The organism is Actinoallomurus sp. CA-150999 (assembly GCF_050942425.1).
Classification (GTDB): Bacteria; Actinomycetota; Actinomycetes; order Streptosporangiales; family Streptosporangiaceae; genus Actinoallomurus.
Map to the genome: position 1 here is coordinate 5,069,429 of NZ_CP192063.1, position 20,738 is coordinate 5,090,166.

At 70.2% G+C, this 20,738-nt stretch carries 21 protein-coding genes; 7 read left to right on the plus strand and 14 right to left on the minus strand.

Annotated elements, in window-relative coordinates; all coding sequences use genetic code 11:
- Window positions 1-314 precede the first annotated feature (314 nt).
- On the plus strand, window positions 315-869 hold the full coding sequence (locus tag ACQP2O_RS23720) for a M15 family metallopeptidase (RefSeq protein ID WP_433189079.1): 555 nt from the start codon (window positions 315-317) through the stop codon (window positions 867-869).
- Between the two features lie 139 nt (window positions 870-1,008).
- Window positions 1,009-2,577, plus strand: coding sequence for a cellulose binding domain-containing protein (locus tag ACQP2O_RS23725; protein ID WP_433189082.1), 1,569 nt, complete (start codon window positions 1,009-1,011; stop codon window positions 2,575-2,577).
- Between the two features lie 165 nt (window positions 2,578-2,742).
- Here ACQP2O_RS23725 and ACQP2O_RS23730 read toward each other — a convergent pair whose 3' ends face one another.
- Complete coding sequence (locus ACQP2O_RS23730; RefSeq protein ID WP_433189085.1) at window positions 2,743-3,096, minus strand: PfkB family carbohydrate kinase; 354 nt, start codon at window positions 3,094-3,096, stop codon at window positions 2,743-2,745.
- 155 nt (window positions 3,097-3,251) lie between these two features.
- Here ACQP2O_RS23730 and ACQP2O_RS23735 point away from each other — a divergent pair, with 155 nt between their 5' ends.
- Window positions 3,252-4,460, plus strand: coding sequence for an RNA-guided endonuclease InsQ/TnpB family protein (locus tag ACQP2O_RS23735; protein WP_433189088.1), 1,209 nt, complete (start codon window positions 3,252-3,254; stop codon window positions 4,458-4,460).
- Window positions 4,461-4,647: 187 nt separating this feature from the next.
- Here the strand turns inward: ACQP2O_RS23735 and ACQP2O_RS23740 are convergent, their stop codons facing one another.
- Both ACQP2O_RS23740 and ACQP2O_RS23745 read right to left on the minus strand, forming a co-directional pair.
- A complete protein-coding gene (locus ACQP2O_RS23740) occupies window positions 4,648-5,649 on the minus strand; it encodes an ADP-ribosylglycohydrolase family protein (protein ID WP_433189091.1) in 1,002 nt (333 codons plus the stop codon).
- Window positions 5,646-6,362 (minus strand): GntR family transcriptional regulator, encoded by a 717-nt coding sequence (locus ACQP2O_RS23745; protein ID WP_433189094.1) that lies wholly within the window; start codon window positions 6,360-6,362, stop codon window positions 5,646-5,648. Before ACQP2O_RS23745 ends, ACQP2O_RS23740 begins: the two co-directional genes overlap by 4 nt.
- 135 nt (window positions 6,363-6,497) lie before the next feature.
- Here ACQP2O_RS23745 and ACQP2O_RS23750 point away from each other — a divergent pair, with 135 nt between their 5' ends.
- Window positions 6,498-6,755, plus strand: a complete 258-nt coding sequence (locus tag ACQP2O_RS23750) for a hypothetical protein (RefSeq protein WP_433189097.1) — start codon at window positions 6,498-6,500, stop codon at window positions 6,753-6,755.
- A 51-nt stretch (window positions 6,756-6,806) separates the two neighbouring features.
- Here the strand turns inward: ACQP2O_RS23750 and ACQP2O_RS23755 are convergent, their stop codons facing one another.
- The 9 genes from ACQP2O_RS23755 to ACQP2O_RS23795 form a co-directional block, all read right to left on the minus strand.
- Window positions 6,807-7,121, minus strand: coding sequence for a hypothetical protein (locus ACQP2O_RS23755; RefSeq protein WP_433189100.1), 315 nt, complete (start codon window positions 7,119-7,121; stop codon window positions 6,807-6,809).
- Between the two features lie 369 nt (window positions 7,122-7,490).
- Window positions 7,491-8,447: an N-acetylglucosamine kinase gene (locus ACQP2O_RS23760; protein WP_433189102.1), complete on the minus strand. Its 957-nt coding sequence runs from the start codon at window positions 8,445-8,447 to the stop codon at window positions 7,491-7,493.
- Complete coding sequence (locus tag ACQP2O_RS23765) at window positions 8,444-9,706, minus strand: 6-phospho-beta-glucosidase (protein WP_433189105.1); 1,263 nt, start codon at window positions 9,704-9,706, stop codon at window positions 8,444-8,446. The genes ACQP2O_RS23760 and ACQP2O_RS23765 overlap by 4 nt, the downstream gene beginning before the upstream one ends.
- Window positions 9,703-10,599 carry a carbohydrate ABC transporter permease gene (locus tag ACQP2O_RS23770; RefSeq protein ID WP_433189106.1) on the minus strand — a complete coding sequence of 299 codons (897 nt, stop codon included), beginning with the start codon at window positions 10,597-10,599 and terminating at the stop codon, window positions 9,703-9,705. Before ACQP2O_RS23770 ends, ACQP2O_RS23765 begins: the two co-directional genes overlap by 4 nt.
- A gap of 14 nt (window positions 10,600-10,613) precedes the next feature.
- Window positions 10,614-11,561, minus strand: coding sequence for a carbohydrate ABC transporter permease (locus ACQP2O_RS23775; protein ID WP_433189109.1), 948 nt, complete (start codon window positions 11,559-11,561; stop codon window positions 10,614-10,616).
- A gap of 2 nt (window positions 11,562-11,563) precedes the next feature.
- The gene (locus tag ACQP2O_RS23780) at window positions 11,564-12,886 is read right to left on the minus strand and encodes an ABC transporter substrate-binding protein (protein ID WP_433189112.1); all 1,323 of its coding nucleotides are present in this window, start codon (window positions 12,884-12,886) and stop codon (window positions 11,564-11,566) included.
- Window positions 12,887-12,928: 42 nt separating this feature from the next.
- Window positions 12,929-14,128, minus strand: a complete 1,200-nt coding sequence (locus tag ACQP2O_RS23785) for an ROK family transcriptional regulator (protein WP_433189115.1) — start codon at window positions 14,126-14,128, stop codon at window positions 12,929-12,931.
- Between the two features lie 186 nt (window positions 14,129-14,314).
- On the minus strand, window positions 14,315-15,811 hold the full coding sequence (locus ACQP2O_RS23790) for an MFS transporter (RefSeq protein ID WP_433189118.1): 1,497 nt from the start codon (window positions 15,809-15,811) through the stop codon (window positions 14,315-14,317).
- Window positions 15,808-16,437 carry a TetR/AcrR family transcriptional regulator gene (locus ACQP2O_RS23795; protein WP_433189121.1) on the minus strand — a complete coding sequence of 210 codons (630 nt, stop codon included), beginning with the start codon at window positions 16,435-16,437 and terminating at the stop codon, window positions 15,808-15,810. The genes ACQP2O_RS23790 and ACQP2O_RS23795 overlap by 4 nt, the downstream gene beginning before the upstream one ends.
- Before the next feature lie 90 nt (window positions 16,438-16,527).
- Between ACQP2O_RS23795 and ACQP2O_RS23800 the strand changes: the two genes are divergently transcribed.
- The 3 genes from ACQP2O_RS23800 (at window position 16,528) to ACQP2O_RS23810 (ending at window position 18,734) form a co-directional block, all read left to right on the plus strand.
- Complete coding sequence (locus ACQP2O_RS23800) at window positions 16,528-16,707, plus strand: CopG family transcriptional regulator (protein ID WP_433189124.1); 180 nt, start codon at window positions 16,528-16,530, stop codon at window positions 16,705-16,707.
- A 1-nt stretch (window position 16,708) separates the two neighbouring features.
- Window positions 16,709-17,053 carry a VOC family protein gene (locus ACQP2O_RS23805; RefSeq protein WP_433189127.1) on the plus strand — a complete coding sequence of 115 codons (345 nt, stop codon included), beginning with the start codon at window positions 16,709-16,711 and terminating at the stop codon, window positions 17,051-17,053.
- Window positions 17,054-17,117: 64 nt separating this feature from the next.
- The gene (locus ACQP2O_RS23810) at window positions 17,118-18,734 is read left to right on the plus strand and encodes a DHA2 family efflux MFS transporter permease subunit (protein WP_433189130.1); all 1,617 of its coding nucleotides are present in this window, start codon (window positions 17,118-17,120) and stop codon (window positions 18,732-18,734) included.
- Between the two features lie 176 nt (window positions 18,735-18,910).
- Here the strand turns inward: ACQP2O_RS23810 and ACQP2O_RS23815 are convergent, their stop codons facing one another.
- Together ACQP2O_RS23815 and ACQP2O_RS23820 are read right to left on the minus strand one after the other, a co-directional pair.
- Complete coding sequence (locus ACQP2O_RS23815; protein ID WP_433189133.1) at window positions 18,911-19,441, minus strand: FHA domain-containing protein; 531 nt, start codon at window positions 19,439-19,441, stop codon at window positions 18,911-18,913.
- Between the two features lie 105 nt (window positions 19,442-19,546).
- The gene (locus tag ACQP2O_RS23820) at window positions 19,547-20,722 is read right to left on the minus strand and encodes a cytochrome P450 (protein WP_433189135.1); all 1,176 of its coding nucleotides are present in this window, start codon (window positions 20,720-20,722) and stop codon (window positions 19,547-19,549) included.
- Window positions 20,723-20,738: the final 16 nt, after the last annotated feature.

Consider the following 20,738-nt stretch of genomic DNA (forward strand, 5'->3'; position numbering starts at 1 on the left):
TCACCCAGGGGATGGGAACGGCTCGCCGTTCTCTCGCATGCCGGTCGGACCGGCATGCGTGAAAACCTTTGCAGGATCTCTGACTGCATTATGAGCCAGACATCGGATGAGTCAACGCGAAACACGCCGCTGCCGGAGCGGCGGTGCCGCTGCGCGGGTTCATCGCCCTCCGCGACGGGGGACGGCGTGGATGCGATCATGGAGGCGATGGCGGTCGGCTCCCGGCGAATGGACGCTTCTTGCTGTTGCTCAGTGATCCTCGGGTCCAGCGGGTTCCTGTGATCGACTGCGGGGAGCCTCTCGCCGACGTCGGTATGGTCCCGGGCCTGCGCCTGGATTCGCGCGAACGGGACGCCGCGGGCGCCTACGGCCGTGTGCGGGCGGGTGTCCTGGACCGCCTCGGCGCAGCGGCCGCGATGCTTCCCGATGGGGTCGAGCTGCTCGTCATCGAAGGCCATCGCACGACCGCTGAACAGGCTCGGCGGTTCGCGCGTCATGAAGAACGCCTTCGGAGCGAAGGCGTCAGCGACCCTGCCGAGCTGCGGAAGCGGACCAGCGCCTTCGTCTCTCCCGTAGACGTCGCTCCGCACTGCGCCGGTGCCGCGGTGGATCTGACTCTCGCGGCCGCCGGCGCTCTTGAGCTTGATATGGGCGGTCCGGTGAACGGCCACCGTACAGGCCAGGAGGACACCTGTCCGATGAGCGCCCCTGTCTCCAGTACCGCTCGAGCCAACCGTGACCTGCTGGCCGAGGTGATGACCGCCGTGGGATTCGTCAACTACCCCACCGAGTGGTGGCACTGGTCATTCGGCGATCGCTACTGGGCTTTGACCACCGGCGCGGAGAGCGCGGTCTACGGACCGATCTGACACTCCCGGGGGCGAGGTGCCGGTACCGGTCGGCGCGGCCTTGACTTGGACGGTGTGACCGGGTAACAACTAACAGGAAAGCTTACTAAAAGCTTTCTCGGGGGCCATCCTTCCTCCTCTCCCCGCCAGGAGCGAGACGTTGAGACGCCTATTCGTCACTCTCGCCGCGACGGCCCTGCTCGCCGGCTTCGTCGTCGCCCGCCCCGCCCACGCGGCCACCGCCGCCACCGCCACGTTCGCCAGGACCTCGAGCTGGGACACCGGCTACCAGGGTCAGTACACGATCAAGAACACCGGAACCGCGACGATCAGCGGCTGGACCGTGGAGTTCGACCTCACCGCGTCGACCACGGTCGGCACCTACTGGGACGCGCTGCTCTCGAAGTCCGGTGACCACTACACGCTCAAGAACCGCGAGTACAACGGGCAGATCGCCCCTGGTGCCACGGTGAGCTTCGGATTCGTCGTCTCCGGCACCGCCGACCCGTCCGGCTGCCGGCTGAACGGCGCCTCGTGCGACGGCGGCAGCGGCGGCGGCGACACCCAACCGCCGTCCGCGCCATCGGGCCTCAAGGCGACCGGCCACACCTCGTCGAGCGTGTCGCTGTCCTGGACCGCCGCCACGGACGACACCGGCGTCACGGGATACGAGGTCTTCCAGGGCACGACCCTGGCGACCACGGCCTCCGGCACGAGCGCCACGGTCACCGGGCTCCAGCCTGCGACGACCTACACGTTCAAGGTGCGGGCCAGGGACGCCGCCGGAAACCTCTCCGCCTTCTCCGCCCAGGTGAGCGCGACCACCGACGCCGGTTCTCCGCCGCCCTCGGGCAACCGGCCGTACGTCGCACCGTACGTCGACATGGGCTCCTGGCCGACCCCCGTCCTCAGCGATATGGCGCAGGCGGGTGGGCTCAAGGGCTTCACCCTCGCGTTCGTGACGAGCGCCGGCTGTAAGGCGAGCTGGTTCAACGCCTACGATCCGAGGGCCGCCTGGCAGAAGGACGAGATCGACAAGCTGCGCGCCGCAGGCGGCGACGTGAAGATCTCCTTCGGCGGCGCGTCCGGCATCGAACTCGCCCAGGCCTGCGGCGACGTGAACGCGCTGTACACCGAGTACGCCGCGGTCGTGGACGCCTATGGCGCCAAGTACGTCGACTTCGACATCGAGGGCGCCGCGGTGGCCGACACGGCGTCGATCGACCGGCGGTCGCAGGCCCTGGCCCGGCTGCAGCAGAGCCACCCCGGCCTGAAGATCTCCCTCACCCTGCCGGTGCTGCCGGAGGGCCTGACCTCCGACGGCCTGAACGTCGTCACGTCCGCCAAGAACGCCGGGGTCGACCTCGACCTCGTCAACGTCATGGCCATGGACTACTACCGCTCCGTCGACTACGGCGACGCGGCGGTGCAGGCCGCACAGTCCACCCACGACCAGCTCAAGACGCTGTACCCGGGCAAGACCGACGCCCAGCTCTGGGCGATGGTCGGCGTCACCCCGATGCTCGGCGAGAACGACGACCACAACGTCTACAACCAGGACGACGCCCGCCAGCTCGTGACCTTCGCCAAGCAGCACCACCTCGGGATGCTCGCGTTCTGGGAGGAGACCAGAGACCGCAACGCCTGCACCGGCGCGCTCTACCAGTGCACCAACATCCCGCAGCAGCCCTACGAGTTCTCCAAGATCTTCGCCCCGTACACCGGCTGACCTCACCGCCGCTCGCCGGTGCTCACGCGCGAACCGTGTGAGCACCGGCGAGCGGCACGCTCGCCCGCTGGACGAACTGGAGCGCCGAGGGTGCGGTCGCCTATCCCAAAGCGCGCGGGTCGTTCCCGTCAGCGGTGGCCGCCTGCCCCCAAGGGTCGTTTTCCGTCATGCCCCGTCGAGGAGACGATCGACGTCCGTGCGGGTCGGTGCCGTCGCCGGGCCGCGGCGCGTGACGGCGATCGCGGCGGCGGCGTTGGCGCGCAGCGCGGCCCGCGCCGGTGACAGCCCTTCGGCGAGACCGGCGACGAAGACGCCGACGTGCGCGTCGCCGGCGCCATTGCTGTCGACCGCCCGTACGTCGAAGGCGGGGACGCGCAGGACCTCGGCTCCGGGCATGGCGAGGACGCACCCGGCCGGGCCGATGCGGACGATGACACGACGGTGAGCACGGAACTCGCGCCGACGCCGAAGGCGATGTGGAGGATGCGAGCAGGGCGTACGCGGCGGTGGTCTGTTCACCTGCTCCTCCGAGGGACGTTGCGGCCTTCAGGTCGGGGAGGAATTCGGACTCCGTCAGGAACGGCCCGGCCCAGCCGGGATGGTCCAAAAACGGAATTCACCGCAATTCGACGAACCGCTTTACGCGTGCGCATGTCATCTGTAAGTTCGCGGTCATGCGGACGGCGTACAAGTGCCGGGCCTACCCGGACCCCGAACAAGCGGCGGTGTTCAGCCGCACGTTCGGGTGTGTGCGCCTGGTGTGGAACAAGACCCTCGCCGAACGCCACGCGGCGTATCACCAGCGGGGCCAGAAGACCTCCTACAAGCAGACCGATGCGGCGCTGACGGAGTGGAAGAAGACCGAGGACCTGGCGTTTCTGTCGGAGGTGTCTTCGGTTCCGCTGCAGCAGACGCTGCGGCATCAGCACGCGGCGTTCGCGAACTTCTTCGCCGGTCGCGCCAAATACCCCCGCTTCAAGAACCGCAACTCCCGCCAATCCGCGCACTACACCCGCTCGGCGTTCCGGATGAAGAACGGTGAGTTGTACATGGCCAAGACGGCCACGCCGCTGAGGTTCGTGTGGTCCTTCGACGATGTCGAGGTGTCCACGCTCAACCCCACCATGGTCGTCATCTCCCGCGACACGGACGGCCGCTGGTACGTGACGTTCGCCATCGACACCGACACCCCCGAGCCCATGGACGAGGCCGGGCACGCCATCGGCGTCGACCTCGGGATCAAGGACTTCGCGGTCACCTCCGACGGGGAACGCATCGCCAACCCCCGCCATCTGGAACGTAAGGCCCGCAACCTGGCCCGCTACCAGCGGCGCATGGCCCGCTGCCAGCGCGGGAGCATGAACCGCCGCAAGGCCAAGGCCAAAGTCGCCCGCGCCCACCGCAAGATCCGCAACGCCCGCGCCGACTTCCTGCACCGCACCAGCACCAACCTCATCCGCAGAGCCGACACCATCGTCATCGAAGACCTCGCCGTCACCAACATGGTGAAGAACCGGACACTGGCGCGGGTGATCTCCGATGCGGGGTGGGGGGAGTTCCGCAGACAGTTGGAGTACAAGGCCGAACGTGCCGGGCGGCGCCTGGTGGTGATCGACCGCTGGTACCCCTCCTCCAAGACCTGCTCGGTCTGCGGGCACCTGCTCGCGGCGCTGAGTCTTTCCACCCGGCACTGGACGTGTCCGGGCTGCCGCACCCGGCACGACCGGGACATCAACGCGGCCAAGAACATCCTTGCGGCTGGTCAAGCCGTAACCGGGCACAGTCCCGGTGATGCCTGTGGAGCTGGTGTAAGACGGCAAGGGTCCTCCCTTCCGCAGTCGGCGCTGAACCAGGAAACCCGCGCCGCGAGGCGCCCGGCCTAAGCCGGATCGGCCACAAGGCCGACGGGAATCCCCCTCCCTCGGGAGGGAGGAAGTCAACACCTCCCAGCCGACCCTCGAACCGCCGCGGCGTTCCTCGTCGGGCACGGGCTCGATGCCGCGGGTTTCGACGGCGCCGACCTTGTTGTGGTTGGACATGGGGACCTTCTCAGGGGATCTAGTGGGGCGGTCAGGCCCCGTGACGCAGGGTGAGGAGGCGGAGCGCCAGGTCGTCGAGCGGGAGGTCGTTGACCCGGCGCACGGTCGCGACGGCCTCTTCGGGCAGGGAGCGGATGCCGTGGCAGGCCCCCGCGATGGCTCCGGCGATCGCCGCGATCGTGTCGCAGTCGCCGCCGAGTGAGGCCGCGAGCAGGCATGCCTGCCAGGGGTCGTCGGGGTACAGGGCGAGGACCGCGAAAGCGGCCGGCACCGACTCCTGGGTGGCCACGCTGGTCCCGACGAGGTCGTAGATGTCCTCGGCGGCGGCCGCGACGGGCCGGTCGGCCACGAGACCGGTCGCCCACCGGATGCGCGCGGCGATGTCGGCGGCGGCCACCCAGTGACCACGGCGGACACCGGCGGCCGCGGCGCGCTCGGCGTGCCGGACGGCCTCTTCGACGTCCGCGCCGTCGATTCCGGCGCTCACGGCCGCCGCGACGGCCGCGGCGCCGGCGAGGGCGACGCTGGTGTTGTGGGTGACGCTGCTCGCCTCGACGACGCTGTCGAGAAGGGCGTCGGGTCCGTCCCCGCCGGCGGCGATGCCGACGGGCGTGATCCGCATGGCGGCGCCGTTGGTGTCGCCGTAACGGCCGGCCTCCTCGACCGGCGTGCCACCGGCGACGGCGGCCACGGCGCGTTTCGTCGAGGGGCCGAGCAGGTCCAGCGAGCCCCGCCGGCGCATGTCGTCCTCCCACTCCAGCAGGGACCGCGCCAGCACGAGCGGGTCGATCCGCCCACCGCCGTCGATCAGCAGGCGGGCGAGCAGGACGGCCTGCTCGGTGTCGTCGGTGACCGCTCCGGCCGGCATTCCGGCTGCCAGGGGCTGGTCGGGCGGAGCGGCCTCGAATCCGGTGAGCGTCCCGAACGTCTCCTGGATCCGCTGGCGGGGGAGCGACTGGGTCGGCATGCCGAGCGCGTCACCGATCGCCAGCCCGTACAGCGCTCCGAGGGCACGGTCGGCGGCACCGGTCATGAGGAGGCCCCGAAGCGCAGGTGCAGCTGGAACCGCGCCGGGTCGAGCAGGCTCTCGACGTGCTCCACGAGGTCACCGGCCGCGGTCCAGCTGACGCGCCGCGTGCGGAGGAACCACTCACCGGGCCGGCGGCCCAGTTCCTCCGCGTCGGCGGTCTCGAGGGGCCCGGCGGAAACCCATTCGTCGCCGTGGTCGGCGTACAGCCCGACGGAGGCCAGGGTCGCGGTCAGTGATCCTTCGATCAGGCCTCTGGCGGGCAGGTCGAGCAGGCCGTCGACGCCGGGGATGCGGCTGCGCTCCAGCGATACCGCCGGCCCGTCCGCCAGGGTCCGTACGCGGTCGACGGCGAAGAACGACGACGACTCCAGGCCGAGCCGCTCCGCGAGGCCGGGGTCGTCGACCTTCTCCAGGCGCAGCAGCCGGGTCTCGGTGGCCACGCCCTGGTCGGCCAGCGCGCGGGCCCAGCCCAGCCCATCGTCGAGAAGGCGACCGTCGAAGGTGACGAACGATCCCTTGCCCGAATGGGTCGCGATGAGCCCTTCCCGGCTCAGCTCGGTCAGCGCCGAGCGAATGGTGTTCCGGCTGACCGAGAACCGGGCGGCGAGGGCGTGCTCGCCGGGCAGCCGGCTGCCCCGCTTCAACCGGCCCGCCCGGATCTCCCCGGCGAGGGTGCGGGCGATGTTCTGATGCTTGAGGACAGGAGCGTCCGTCATGTCCACCCCTGTTCCCTGACCTGTTCAGACATGTCCAGCACCGTACGCTGGGGACATGTAGCCAGACAACCCCCCAAAACAGACATTCGGTCATCGATGTTGCCGGGGTGTCGCCGGTCCGTGATGCTGATCGGCATGCCAGGGCAGAGGAAGCGGAAGCGGCGGCGGGAAGAGCTGCGACGGCGAGCCAGGGCCGCGTACGAGGAGCGGGCGGGGCGCTGGGAGGTCGTCTTCCAGACCTGCGACGAAGCCGAGTGGGAGGACTTCAGGCGCCGCTTCGCGTCCGAGTTCGAGGTGACCGATCCGTCGATGGTCCGGATCGACATGTTCTGCGGGCGACTGGTGCAGCCGACTACCTACCGGATGAGCGTGTTCGTGCCGGCGTCCGAATAGCGCGATCGGGTCGCGCCCTGCGAAACGAGCGCGACCCGATGACGAATACTCTTAGTCGATCTCGAACTGCCGCTGACGCTCGGCCTGGCGCTCGAACTGGTTCTGCCGCTCCGCCTGCGCCTGCGTGTTCCGCGCGATGGCGATGTTGTTGTTCCGGTTGTGGATCCGGATGCGGAGGTGGTTGAACAGCTCGTTCTGGTTGGCGTTGAAGTTCCGGTGGTGCGAGAAGAACCGGAAATGGCTGGAGCTGCCGCAGCAGCCGCCGCCCCAGGCGGGAACCGACGCAGACGCGGCCGAGCCTGTGAACAGGGCCCCGGCGGCCGTGGTGAGGAACAGGCCGCCGATGATGCACGTCTTCTTCAGCACGTCAATCTCCTTTTGTCGGAATCAAGCGATAGCCGTCGCTAGCCGCGCTCTCCCGCTTTTCGGGACTGCGCTGCAATTTGTAGCATTCCCCGGTAGATTCCCGACAAGACAAGTGCAAGGTAAGATGGCAACAAAGGCGCAGTCCTGCAAATCGGACCTATCGTGCTGTATAGCGGTTAGAGGCCGCATTGGCCGCTAGACCGGGCAGAACCCTTCGTCTGGCCGACCATATCGACGCTTAGCGGCGCTTTGTCCGATACGCAGCCGTGCTACAAGACAGGAAAAATCCCGACATCACGGCTGAAGCTCGCTGAGTCCTTTCGTTGTGACAGGCGACCGTCCTCCCTCACACCCCCCCGCGATCACGCCCTAGCCGAAATGGGCGCGCAGGCGGTCGTACGCCTCCGGTGGGGCGTTGGCGGCGTCGAGGCCGAGGAGGGCGGCGCCCAGCAGTGGGGGAGCCTCGACGACGACGGGCTTGGCCTGCGGGGCGAGGCCCGCCAGCCGGTCCTCGATCGCGGCCATCAGCAGGGGATGCCTGGCGGCGAGGACACCGCCACCGAGGACGACCTCCACCGGGACGTCGAGCAGGTCCAGGCGGCGCAGCGCCACGGTGGCGAGCGCGACGATCTCCTCCGCCTGGCGGTCGACCAGGCTCCGCGCGACCGGGTCGCCCGCCGCCGCGACCGCGAACAGGACCGGGGACAGCTCTCCCAGCCGCGCTTCGGAGAGCTCCCCGAAGTGGATCGCGAGCGCGACGTCCTCGACGCCGGCGCGGCCGAAGTGCGCGGCGACGGCGTCGGCCAGGGCGGTGTGCGGGCCACGGCCGTCCTCGGCGCGGACGGCGTGCCACAGCGCCTCCTCACCGAGGTGGTGACCGCCACCCCAGTCGCCGGTCACCCGCCCGATCGAGGGGAACCGCGCGACCCGCCCGTCGGGGGCGACGCCGGCGCAGTTGATGCCCGCCCCGCACACGACCGCGACACCCCACGGCTCGGTGGCTCCCGCCCGCAGCAGCGCGAAGGTGTCGTTGCCGACCCGTACGCCGCGGCCCCACCCGCGTTCGGTGAACAGCCGGTGGAACCGCTCCTCCTCCACGGGCAGGTCGACGTTGGCCAGGTAGGCCGAGACGTGGTCGACGGGCGTGCCCGCCCCGGCCGCCGAGAGGGCGCGCGTGACCGCCTCGGCGACGGTGCCCACCGCCTCGGTCACGCCGTCGGCGACCGGGCGGAACCCGTCGCCGCGCGCGGTGGCCAGGACCTCGCCGGCGGCGGTCAGCACGGCGACGTCGGTCTTGCTGTTCCCGCCGTCGATCGCCAGGATCACGCGTTCACCGCCCAGGGCAGGTGGGCGGCGTTCGCGGCGACGAGGCGGGGGGCGAGCTCGTCGGCGATGCTCGCCTGCCCGATCAGTGGGTTGGCCAGCAGCGCGTCGGCGACCCGGTCCACGCCGCCCTTCAGCGCCGCCTCCAGGGCCAGTTCCTCGTACGCGGTGACGTGCGCGATCAGCCCGGCGTACAGCGGCTCGACCGGGTCGACCGGCAGCGCTTCGGGCCCGGACGCGGTGATCCGGGCCGGGACCTCGATCACCGCCTCGTCCGGCAGGAACGGCAGCCGGCCGCCGTTGCGGAGGTTGACGACCTGGACGTCGCCGCGGTCGCCGGCCAGGGAGGCGACCAGGTCGACGGCGGCCTCGGAGTAGTACGCCCCGCCGCGTTCCTCCAACAGGGCCGGTTTCTCGTCGAGCGCGGGGTCGGCGTACATCTCCAGCAGCCCCTCCTCGATCACCGCGACCTGCTCCGCCCTCGAGGGTGCGTGCAACTGCTCGGCCACGACCGCGTCGTGCTCGTAGAAGTAGCGCAGGTAGTACGACGGGACGACGCCGAGACGGCGGATGAGGGCGGCCGGCAGCTCGAGGTCGGCGGCGATCTCCTCGGCGTGGTCGGCCAGCAGCCGCGGCAGGACGTCCTCATCGTCGAGGTACACCGCGCGTTCCCAGGTCAGGTGGTTCAGGCCGACGTGCCCGAGGCGTACGCGGTCGGGCCGGACGCCGAGCGTGGCGGCGAAGCGGCGCTGGAAGCCGATCGCGACGTTGCACAGGCCGACCGCCCGGTGCCCGGCGTCCAGCAGGGCCCGGGTGACGATCCCGACCGGGTTGGTGAAGTCGACGATCCAGGCGTCCGGTGCCAGCGCGGCGACCCGGTCGGCGATGTTCAGCACGATGGGCACGGTGCGCAGCGCCTTGGCCAGTCCGCCCGCGCCGGTCGTCTCCTGCCCGACGCAGCCGCAGTCCAGCGGCAGGGTCTCGTCGACGTGGCGGGCCGCCTGCCCGCCGACGCGCAGCTGCAGGAGCACGGCCGAGGCCCCGTCGACGCCCTCGTCCAGGTCGGACGTCGTACGGATCGTTCCGGGGTGCCCCTGCCGGGCGAAGATGCGCCGGGACAGCCCGCCGACCAGGTCCAGGCGGGTCTTGTCCGGGTCGACCAGCGCCAGCTCCGAGACCGGCAGGGTCGAACGCAGGCGGGCGATGCCGTCGACCAGCTCCGGCGTGTACGTCGACCCGCCGCCGACCACACAGATCTTCATCCCTTCACCCCTGTCAAGGTCACGCCCTGGATGAACACGCGCTGTGCCAGGAAGAACACCACGATCACCGGCAGCACGGTCAGGAGCGTCGCGGCCATGGTCAGGTTCCACTCGACATGGTGGGCGGCACGGAAGGTCGACAGGCCCACCGCGAGGGTCCAGGTCTCCGGTTTGGTGTAGATGAGCGGGCCGAAGTAGTCGTTCCAGGCGTAGAAGAACTGGAACAGCGCCACCGCGGCGATCGCCGGCCGGGCCATCGGCAGGATCACCCGGATCATCGCCCGGAACTCCCCGCAGCCGTCGACCCGCGCCGCGTCGGTGTACTCCTTCGGGATCGTCAGCAGGAACTGCCGGAGCAGGAAGATCGAGAAGGCGTCGCCGAACAGCAGCGGGAGGATCAGCGGCCACAGCGTGCCGGTCAGGTGGAAGCGCGCCCAGAGGATGTACAAGGGCACGATCGTCACCTGCGGCGGCAGCATCATCGTCGTGATGACCAGGACGAATGCCAGCTTGCGGCCGCGGAAGCGGAACCTCGCCAGGGCGTACGCCACCGGAACGCTCGAGACCAGCATGAAGGCGGTGGCCAGGACCGCGTAGATCAACGTGTTGGCGACCCAGTGCAGCATGACGCCGTTGTCGGTGGTCAGCGCCTTCCAGAAGTTCCCCCAGTGCCAGCTGCTCGGCCACAGCGCGCCGGTGAGGGTCTGGTCGGAGCTCATCACCGCGGTGAGGAACATGAAGATCAACGGCGCCAGGAACATGATCGCGAGGGCGATGGCGATCGCGTGGGTCGCCGTCCAGTACAGGAAGCGCCGCCCGCGCCGCCCTCGTATGCTGGGCCGCGGCGACGAGCCGACGGCCGGTGGGCGTACGGCGAGAGTCGTGCCGGTCATCTGTTTCCCTCCTTTCAGTCGTCGCCGAACGCGTGGAACCGGCGGAGCAGGATCAGGGTGAAGAACATCGCGACGGCGAACAGCACGAGGGCCAGCACGCAGGCGTAGCCCATGTTGAACTGCTGGAAGCCCTCGTTGTAGAGCGTCTGCGGGAAGGTGAGCGACGCCCCGTCCGGATAGCCGGGAGCGGTGGTCGTGCCCGCCTGGTCGGCGTTGCCCTGCGAGACATGCGCCGCGACCATCGCCTGCGTGAAGTACTGCAGCGTCTGGATGACGCCCGTCACGGCGGAGAACATCAGCACCGGCGAGATCGTCGGCAGCGTGATCTGGCGGAACTGCTGCCAGGCGTTCGCCCCGTCGATGGCCGCCGCCTCGTACAGCGCCTTGGGCACGTCCAGCAGCGCGGCCAGCAAGATGATCATGACGTCGCCGATGCCCCACAGGGCCAGGAGCGTCAGGCCCGGCTTGGTCCACGTCGGGTCGTTGAACCAGTCCGGAAGGTGGATGCCGACCTTGGCGAAGAGGCCGTTGATCGGCCCGGTGCCGGGGTTGACCACGAACACGAACGCGACCGTGGCGGCGACCGGCGGGATCAGGAACGGCAGGTAGAAGATCGAGCGCAGGATGTTCCCGCCTCGTTTGATCTTCGTCAGCAACTGCGCGAGGCCGAGCCCGAACAGCACCCGCAGCGGCACCATGACGACGACCAGCCACAGGGTGTTCTTGATCGCCGTCCAGGCGTACGGGTCCTTGAACAGGAACTTGTAGTTCTCCAGCCCGACGGGCGTGAGCTGGAACAGGTTGTAGCGGAAGAAGGAGAAGTAGACGGTCGCGGCGAGCGGGTAGGCGAAGAACAGCGAGAACCCGACCAGCCACGGGGACATGAACGCCAGGACGCGGAGCCGGTGACGGCGGCGGGCATGCGCCGCCGTCACCGGGCCGGCCGAGAGCACGGCCGCCATCGTCAGCCGCCCGCCAGCTTCAGGGCGCTGTTGACCTTGTTGTCCAGGTCGGTGAGACCCTGCTGCAGGTTGGGCACCTTGCCGGGTTCCCACTGGTCCTGCACGAAACTGTCGAACTTGACGACGAAGTCACCGCCGTTGACCGTCGACGGGATCGTCGTGCTGTTCGGGTTCTTGAACACGTCCAGGAAGGTGTGGAACTGCGGTGGCAGCGTCAGCTTCGGCGAGGACAGTGCCGGGATCGTGCTCGGCACGTTGCCGAGGCCGTTGGCGAAGGTGACCAGCGCGTCGGTGTTCGTCGTCAGGTACTTCACGAACTCCCACGACGCCTGCGGGTGCTTGGCGCCGCGCGGGACTCCGACGATGGTGCCGGTGACGAAGCCGCCGCCGTAGGCGTTCTGCCGGTCGTCGTTCACCGGCACGGGCGTGGTGTCGTACTGGACCTTCGGTGCCTCGTCCTGGAGGAACTTCACGCGCCATTCGCCGTCGATCGCCATGGCGACCTTGCCCTTCTCGAACGGGTTGGAGGCCTCGAACTCCTGTCCCATCGAGTGGACGAACTTCTTGACGTTGTCATAGCCGTACCAGTCGAGCAGGCTCTTCTCCCACTGCAGGTACTTGGCGAAGCCCGGGTCGGTGGCGAAGTTCGCCCGCCCCTGGCCGTTCAGCCAGTTGACGCCGAAGCTCGGGGCGACGTGCTCGCCCACGTGCTCGTAGTACGTCACCGAGGGCAGGAACCCGGCGACCTTTATCGTGCCGTCCGGGTTGCGGACCGTGAGCTTCTTGGCCAGGGCGGTCAGCTCGCTGATCGTCTTCGGCGGCTGGTTGCCCTTCATCAGTGCCTTGTTGGAGTACAGCGCGTAGTCGTCGGCGAGCAGGGGGAGGGTGCAGCGGACGCCCTTGTACTGGGTGTAGGTCTGCACGGTCTGCGGGAAGACGCTCATGTCGACCTTGTCCTTCTTCAGGAAGGGCGTCAGGTCCTGGAGCGCGCCGCTCGAGCAGAACTGGCCGACGTTGTTGGTGGAGAAGGACGAGACCACGTCCGGCGGGTTGCCGCTGCGGATCGCGTTGAGGATCTTGGTGTCGTCCTGGCCCTTCACCAGTTTGACGGTGATGTTGGGGTGCAGCTTGTGGAACCCGGCGACGGCGGCGTCGAACGCCTGGACCTCGTGCGGGGCGCTCCAGCCGTGCCAGACCTCGATGGTCTGCGGGGCCTCCGCTTTGGGCCCGGACTCGGTGGCGGACCCGCCGCTGCCCGCCGTACAGGCCGTCGCGGTGAGGGTGACGATGAGGGCGGTTACGAGCCGCCGATGGCGTGGGAACACTCCTGTTCTCCTTAACGCGGCCGGCCGGGGAAACGGTCGGGATCAGGGTTGGCGAACGGTGTTGGAGAAGATCTGTTCTCGGGTCTCGCCGAGGGCGAGGTGGAGCGCGCCGGCCAGGACGGGATCGCCGCCGACCGAGCTGAGCAGCACTGGGGGACGAGGGATGGTCATCGAGTAGAGCTCACGCGCGACTTTGCAGCGCAACGGTTCCCCGCCGGCGATGGGGGTGTCGCCGGCGAGCACGATCAGTTCGGGGTCCAGGACGCTGACGATCGCGGCCAGGCCGGTCGCGAGCCGGGCGCCGAGCTCGCCGAGCCCGGCCGCGGCCCGTTCGTCGCCGGCCTCCAGCGCCGTACGGGCCCGGTCGACGATCTGTCCGGCGTCGCTGCCGCGGAAGCCGTGCGCGCGCAGCAGCTTGAGCACGGCGGGCGCGCCCGCGACGGCCTGTAGACCACCGGTGTTGGCGCGGCCCGGCTCGCGGATGATCGGAGCGGCGGCGACCGGCATGTAGCCGACCTCGCCGGCGCCTCCGGTCGCGCCGCGGACCAGCGAGCCGTCGAGCACGATCGCCATGCCGATGCCGGCGCTGACCCACAGCAGGACGAAGTTGCGGGATCCCGTGGCCTGACCGTGCGTGAGCTCGGCCATGGCGACGAGGTTGACGTCGTTCTCGACGGCGACGGGCCGGCCGATGCCGTCGCGTAGCCGGCTGAGCAGGTCGGGAATGTGCCAGCCTGGAAGGTGGGAGGCGTACCCGAGCCGCTCGGTCCGCGGGTCCAGGGCGCCGGGGAGGCCGATGACGATCCGGTCGATCCGGTCGAGGGCCAGGCCGGCGGCCTCGGCGGCGCCCTCCACGGCGGCCCGGGCCCGCGCCACGGCGTCGCCGCCGGAAGTGCCCGGCGTGTGCAGCTCGAACGTTCCGGTGACGGCGCCGGTGAGGTCGGCGACGGAGGCCCGGATGCGGGCGCGCCGGACGTCCAGCCCCGCGACGTACCCGGCGTCCGGGTTGATGCGGTACAACTCCGCCGTGCGCCCCGGCCCGCCCTCGCGGATCCCGTCGAGGACGACGAGGCCCGCCTCCCGCAGCCGGGTGAGGAGCTGGGAGGCGGTGGGCTTTGACAGGCCGGTGAGGGCTCCGATCTCGGGCCGGGTCAGCGGGCCCCGAGCGAGCAGCGCTTCCAGCGCGGCGCGGTCGTTGATGGCCCGCAGCAGGCTGGGAGTCCCAGGCGTCGAGGTGGTCACGGCGTCTCCGCTGCTCAGGCGTGGTTAGGAAACTTTCCTAACCCATGTGCGGGAACCTACGACCGTCGGCTCCCGGCGTCAAGACGGTGCGACGCACTCGTTATCGAACGACGGCTGTGTCGGCCTGGGCGCCCCGGTCCGCGCCCGCGCGGGGCCTGGAACGCCGCCGGCGGGAGGCGGCCGATCTCAGGCGGGTCCGCGGCGCGCCGGTGACGGCCGGGCGCCGGTCGGGTCCTGGCGCGGGGCGGGATGCTCGCCGCCCGTGGGAATGGGCAGGTCGCGCATGAACAGGAGCGCCGTCAGGGCGAGCAGTCCGGCGACGGTGCCGCCCCAGGCGACGGTGGAGCCGGTTGCCGAAGCGGTGGGGGCGGCCGCGGCGTGACCGCCCATCAGGGACTGGACGCAGGCCAGGCCGAACGCGCCGCCGATCTGCTTGGTGAGGGCGGAGCCGGCGGTGGCCGTGCCCATGTCGGCGTGCGGCACGCAGCTCTGAGTGGCGATGGTGATGCCGCCCATCGCCGGTCCGATGCCCAGCCCGATGAGCAGCAGCCACGTGCAGGCCAGCACGAGCGGCGTCGTGGCGTCCAGGGTGAAGAACGCCGCGGTGCCGGCGGTGAGCAGCCCGGCGCCGGTCAGGAGCGCGGGCTTGGCGCGGCCGCTGCGCAGTACGGCGGCGGCGGTGAGCCGATTGCCCAGCGTCATCCCGATCAGCAGCGGGAGGACCAGCAGGCCGGAGACGGTCGCCGACGCGCCGCGGACACGCTGGAAGTACAACGGCAGCAGGATCCCCACCGGCAGCGCCGCGACCTGGAAGAAGAACCCGGCGCTCAGCAGTGCCGTGTACGTGCGGTTGCGGAACAGCCGCAGCGGCAGGACGGGGACGGCCGCCCGCCGCTCGACGGGCACGAGCAGGGCGAGCAGGGTGAGGCCGCCGAGCAGGGAGCCCGCGATCGGCGGATCGGTCCAGGACCGGGACTCCGTGGCGGTGGCGTTGCCCTTGAGGCTGAGGCCGATCAGGATCAGCGAGAGGCCGGCGGTGAGCAGGAGGACCCCGGCCGCGTCGAGGCGGCCGGCGTGCGCCGTGGCGGGCCGATGCCCGGGCAGTGCGAGGACGAGGACCGTCGCGGCGGCCAGGCCGATGGGAAGGTTGAGCCAGAACGCCCAGCGCCAGCCGGCGTGGTCGGCCAGCAGACCGCCGACGATCGGGCCGCCCACCATGCCGAGCACCATCATCGTGGCCAGCGCGGTCTGCATGCGGATCAGTCCCTGCGCGCGGCCGGGCGGGTACAGGTCGCGGATGAGGGCCATGCCGAGGGTGAGCAGGGCGCCGGCGCCCACGCCCTGGACCGCACGCGAGACGATCAACGTCTCGATGGAGCCGGCGAGGCCGCAGGCGAGCGAGCCGGCCAGGAAGATCGACAGCCCGCCGAGCAGCAGCGCGCGGCGGCCGTACAGGTCGGAGAAGCGCCCGTAGACCGGCACGCTGACCGAGGAGGTCAGCAGGTAGGCGGTGACGAGCCAGACGTACCAGGAGCCGCCGCCGACCTGCTCGACGATGCGCGGCAGCGCGGTGCCGACGACGGTGCCGTCGAGCATGGCCAGGAAGGCGCAGCCCAGCAGGGCGAAGGTCACCAGCGTCCGGCGACGCGGCGCGAGTGCGTCGTACGCGGCGACCGCGGTCACCGAGCGTCCTCGCCCGAGGAGATCGCGCCGTGCAGGAACAGATCCACGAGTTCTTCGGCGGTCAGCGGGTCGGGCGCGCCGGTGCGACCGGCGGACATCACCACGAGCTGGAAGGCGTCCGCCAGTCGTTCGGCGGAGAGTCGCAGCCGGTCCTGGTCGGGCTCGAACAGGGCGGCCAGCGCCGCGCGAGGTGCCGCCAGCCCCGCTTCGCGATCCGGGAGGCGGCCCTCCGCATCCGGCTTGGGAGGCTCGAGCCGCCCGGTCGCGGCCAGGGCCGAGATCACGGCGCCCATGCGGGTCAGGTAACCGCGGATCACCTCGGCCGCCTCGGTGAGCCGGTCCGCGAGCGGCTGATCGAGCGAGATCGCCTCCAGGTGCCGGACGGTGTCGTCGGGCCGCAGGGCCTCGGCCACGCAGGCCTTGAGCAGGGCGTCCTTGTCCGGGAACACCCGGAAGATCGTGCCTTCGCCGATGCCCGCGGCTCTGGCGACCTTCGCCGTCGTCACCGAGGCGCCGTACTCGACGACGAGGGGGAGGGCCGCGGCGACGATCATCGCGCGGCGCTGGTCGGCGTCCATGGCCGGCGCGCGGCGCCGGGAAGGCGTGGGGGAGCTTTTTTCCGTCATGCCTCCACAGTATGGAGTGAGTACTCACTCCGTCAATCGATCGACACGCGAGCTAGAGAGTTAGAAAGCTAGTGTGCTAGCATCGGCCTCATGGGTGATGCGGAGGTCAAGCAGTTCAACGTGTACCTGCCGGTGGAGCTGATCAAGCAGGTCAAGCATCACGCCATCGAGGAGGGCATGTCCCTGTCGGCGTTGGTCGCCGACGCGCTGCGCGCCTACCTCGACGACGCACACAGGCAGCGACGGCAATCGTCTGAAAAGGAGTCATGACATGGCGACCGAAGGGTTCGAAGCGGTTTTCCTGGAGACCCACAACTGGGGAAAGACCGCGAAGTTCTTTCAGTCCCTGGGGTTCGAGCTGGAAATCGCCACCGGCGACGATTCCGGCGTGTTCCGCAACGGCGAGGGTCCTTTTCTCGTCGTCTCCGAGATCCCCGAGGACCGAGAGCCCAAGATGCAGCTCGCGCTGAAAGTGGCCGACGCGGACGCGTTCCGTCCCGGTCCGGCCGTCGACGTGGTCACACCGTTCGAGAACACCCATTACGGGACCCGCGAAATGATCGTACGCGACCCCGACGGGCGGCTCTGGAGCCTCCAGGCTCCCGCCAAGAGCTGACACATTTCGGCGGTTCGAACGGCCTGATCGCGTTTGCGCCTGCCCGGCGAACGGAGGGATACGAATGAGCGGATGGCGCGGCAATCCATGGGCGGTGTTGCTCACGCTCAGCCTGGGATTCTTCATGACGCTGCTCGACCTGACGGCCGTCAACGTCGCCATCCCCAGCATGATCGACAAGCTGCACGCGTCGCTCGACGAAGTGCTGTGGGTGATCAATGTCTACATCCTCGTCCTCGCCGCGCTGCTGATCACCTCCGGTCGACTGGGCGATGTGCGCGGGCCGCGCACGATGTTCATCTGGGGCGTCGCGCTGTTCACGGTGGCGTCCGTGCTGTGCGGCGTGTCACGGGATCCGGCCCAGCTCATCGCCGCCCGCGCCGCGCAGGGCCTGGGCGCGGCGACGCTGATGCCGCAGACGATGACCATCATCATCGGCACCTTCCCGCCCGAGCGCCGAGGCGCGGCGCTCGGCGTCTGGGGAGCGGTCGCGGGCGTGGCCACGATCGCCGGGCCCACGCTCGGCGGTCTCCTGGTCAGCGCGGCCGACTGGCGCTGGATCTTCTTCGTGAACGTCCCGATCGGCGCGGTGGTGCTCGCGATGGCCGTCAGGCTCGTGCCGGACCTTCGGCACGGCGTCCGCCACAGACTGGACGTGCCGGGCGTCGCGCTCGCCACCGCGACGCTGTTCGGCCTCACCTTCGGGCTCACCGAGGGCCAGCGGTACGACTGGAACACCGGGATCTGGGCGCTGCTGGGCGGGGCCGCGCTGCTCCTCGTCGTCTTCCTGATCTACCAGGGCACCCGGCAGCGCGGTGAACCGCTGCTGCCCTTCAGGCTCTTCCGCGACCGTGATTACGCGGTCATGAGTCTGGTGTCCGCGGCCGTCCAGGTCGGAATGATCGGCCTGTTCCTCCCGGTGATGATCTACCTGCAGTCGGTGCTGGGCTTCGGCGCGCTGAAGGCCGGCCTGGTCATGGCGCCGGCGATGGTGGTGTCGGCATCCGTGTCGCCGCTCGCGGGCCGGATGTCGGATCGGATCGGCGGCAAGTACATCCTGATGACCGGTCTGGCCCTGTTCGCCATCGGCATGGCCTGGCTCGCCGCGGCCGCCGGCGTGGGTCGCGCTTGGTACGTGTTCCAGCCGCCGCTGATCGTTTCCGGGTTCGGCATCGGCTGCGTGTTCGGCCCGATGATCACCGTCGCGATGTACAACGTGGAGCCCAGGATGGCCGGGGCCGCCTCCGGTGTGCTGAACACGATCCGGCAGATCGGGACGGTCATCGGCAGTGCTGCGGTCGGCGCGGTGCTGCAGAATCGCCTCGCCGTCTCGCTCCGGCACGAGGCGGCCGAGCGGGCCGCCGCCCTTCCGGAGAGCGTCCGCGGTCAGTTCGTGGCCGCCTTCAAGAACACCGCCGAGGGCGGCCTGGAGGTCGGCACCGGGCAGACCGGCGCGGCGATCACGCTGCCGCCGGGAACGCCGGCGAGCGTCGCGCAGCACGTTCAGCGGGTCGCGGCGTCCACGTTCGAGCACGGCTTCATCCACGCGATGCGGCCGACCTTGGCGCTGCCCATCGCCGTGATCGCGGTCGGCGCCGTCTCGTGCGCCTTGGTACGACGCCGACCGTCCGACGCCCGGCCCGCCGCTCCGGAGGCCGTCGACGTGGGCACCTCGGCCTAGGGCCTGTCTCGAAGTCCCGCTGTCCTACTGCGCGGTGTCCAGGCGGCGCCTCGCCGCGTTGTCGTCGGTCGCCAGCCAAAACCAGGCTGACTCCCTCCTCCGCCTTGCGAGGCACCACCTGGACACCGCTCGCTACGGACGGGGACTTCGAGACAGGCCCTAGAAGGCGGCGAAGGTCAGCCGGCGGTCAGGATGAACCGCTGCCGGCCGAAGGTGATCTCATCGCCGGGGCGCACGCGGGTCGGGCCGGAGATCCGGTACCCGTTGACCTGGGTGCCGTTCATCGATCCCAGGTCCGACAGCAGCCAGGCGTTCCCGGCCCGCCGCAGCTCCGCGTGGAGTCGGGAGACGGTCAGGTCCGTGACCACGAACTCACACGTCGGCGCCCGCCCGATGACCAGGCGCGCCCGATCGCGCGGGGGGAGGACGAAGCGCGGGAGGCGCGGGGCGCGCCAGGCCGCCTCGACGCGCGCCGTCATCGACGACAGCGAGGAGACGACGCCGGTCAGGCCGCGCACGATGCGGTTGCCCGGCGGCAGGTCGTGGACCAGCTGGGACAGCTCCGCCTGGGTACGCGCCTGAAGCGCGGATTCGACGCGTCGCTCGAACGTCTCGTGCGACAGCCGGCCCTCGGCTGCGCGGTCGCGGAGCACCCTCAGGACGCGGTCGCGATCTTCGTCCGAAGCGCGTACCGGCAGGCCCTCCATGACAGGAAGTATCGGGTCCGAAAAGTCCCTTGTCCAGCAACGCCCCGCCGTCCCTCGTCAGGGCGCGGCGAAGATCGTTGATCTACAATGTAAAGGCGGTCGGTTTCACGAAATCTTCGAAGAACCGTCCCACCCGACGTCCAGCACGGAAGGCTTCCGGAAGACCAGTCCCTCCGGCGTGGCGGCACGGGTCAGGCGGAGGCCCGGCAGGCGCAGCAGCGCGCCCAGGAGGGTCGTCGTCTCCAGGCGTGCCAGGTGCGCGCCGAAGCAGAAGTGCGGGCCGTGTGCGAACGCCAGATGCCGGTCGACGTCGGCCCGCCGGAGGTCGTACCGGTCCGGATCGGCGAAGACGGCCGGATCCCGGTTGGCGGCGGCGATCGAGACGCGAACGAGGTCGCCCTTGGCGATGCGGGCGCCCCCGAGGGTGACGTCCTGGGTGGCGTAGCGGTCCACCACCGAGGCGGCGGGCTCCAGGCGTACCGACTCCTCGATGGCGGCGGGGAGAAGGCCCGGCTCTTCGCGCAGCAGCCTCACCAGGTCCGGACGGCTCAGCACGTGGAGGACGGCGTTCGTGATCATGCCTTCGGTCGTGTCGATGCCGCCGAACATCAGCACCGCCGCGTTCGCCACGACCTCGTCCGTCGTCAGGTCGCCGGCGGCGGTGACCAGGAGCGGGGGAGCGCCGTCCGCCGGTGCGCCCCCGTCGTCGGAGAGCGCCGCCTCGACCTTCGCCCGCAACCGCGTGTACGCGTCCGTGGCGTTCGCCGGACGGCCCGCCGTGATCGCCGAGACCGCCGTGACGAACGCGTCGTACCACGACCGTACGGTGGTGGCCGTGACGTCCCGCAGGCCGAGGGCCTCGGTGACGACGGCGACGGCCAGGGGACCGGCGAGGTCGGCGCGGACCTCGGCGTGCCCGCGCGCCGCGACCGCCGAGATCAGCCGGTCGACCTCGCTCTCGACGAACGCCGTGAAGCGGGAGCGCGTCTCGGCGGGCCGGAACCGGCGGGCGAAGGCGTCACGGTGCCGGGTGTGCTCCGCTCCGTCGAGGGAGAGCATGCTCGTGCCGACCACCTGCGCCGTCGAGAAGCGCGGATCGTCGACGGTGAAGGCCCGTGCGTCGCGCATGACCTGGAGCGCCAGATCGTGCCGGGTGACGAGCCAGCCGTCGAAGTCCGGGATCCACGAGACCGGCTCGGCCGCGCGCAGCCGGGCCAGCACGGGATGCGGGTCGGCCTGCAATTCTTCGATGGTGACATCGGCACCGACAGCGAACTCCATCAGCCCAGACTAGGCT

Bases quoted from the DNA above. Each gene is read 5' to 3' on its own strand.
- ACQP2O_RS23770 (WP_433189106.1), bottom strand. From the start codon at position 10,599: ATGACCGGCACGACTCTCGCCGTACGCCCACCGGCCGTCGGCTCGTCG.
- ACQP2O_RS23810 (WP_433189130.1), top strand. From the start codon at position 17,118: ATGAGCGGATGGCGCGGCAATCCATGGGCGGTGTTGCTCACGCTCAGC.
- ACQP2O_RS23735 (WP_433189088.1), top strand. From the start codon at position 3,252: ATGCGGACGGCGTACAAGTGCCGGGCCTACCCGGACCCCGAACAAGCG.
- ACQP2O_RS23795 (WP_433189121.1), bottom strand. From the start codon at position 16,437: ATGACGGAAAAAAGCTCCCCCACGCCTTCCCGGCGCCGCGCGCCGGCC.
- ACQP2O_RS23745 (WP_433189094.1), bottom strand. From the start codon at position 6,362: ATGACGGACGCTCCTGTCCTCAAGCATCAGAACATCGCCCGCACCCTC.
- ACQP2O_RS23720 (WP_433189079.1), top strand. From the start codon at position 315: ATGGTCCCGGGCCTGCGCCTGGATTCGCGCGAACGGGACGCCGCGGGC.
- ACQP2O_RS23775 (WP_433189109.1), bottom strand. From the start codon at position 11,561: ATGGCGGCCGTGCTCTCGGCCGGCCCGGTGACGGCGGCGCATGCCCGC.
- ACQP2O_RS23740 (WP_433189091.1), bottom strand. From the start codon at position 5,649: ATGACCGGTGCCGCCGACCGTGCCCTCGGAGCGCTGTACGGGCTGGCG.
- ACQP2O_RS23815 (WP_433189133.1), bottom strand. From the start codon at position 19,441: ATGGAGGGCCTGCCGGTACGCGCTTCGGACGAAGATCGCGACCGCGTC.
- ACQP2O_RS23805 (WP_433189127.1), top strand. From the start codon at position 16,709: ATGGCGACCGAAGGGTTCGAAGCGGTTTTCCTGGAGACCCACAACTGG.
- ACQP2O_RS23765 (WP_433189105.1), bottom strand. From the start codon at position 9,706: ATGAAGATCTGTGTGGTCGGCGGCGGGTCGACGTACACGCCGGAGCTG.
- ACQP2O_RS23750 (WP_433189097.1), top strand. From the start codon at position 6,498: ATGCCAGGGCAGAGGAAGCGGAAGCGGCGGCGGGAAGAGCTGCGACGG.
- ACQP2O_RS23800 (WP_433189124.1), top strand. From the start codon at position 16,528: ATGGGTGATGCGGAGGTCAAGCAGTTCAACGTGTACCTGCCGGTGGAG.
- ACQP2O_RS23820 (WP_433189135.1), bottom strand. From the start codon at position 20,722: ATGGAGTTCGCTGTCGGTGCCGATGTCACCATCGAAGAATTGCAGGCC.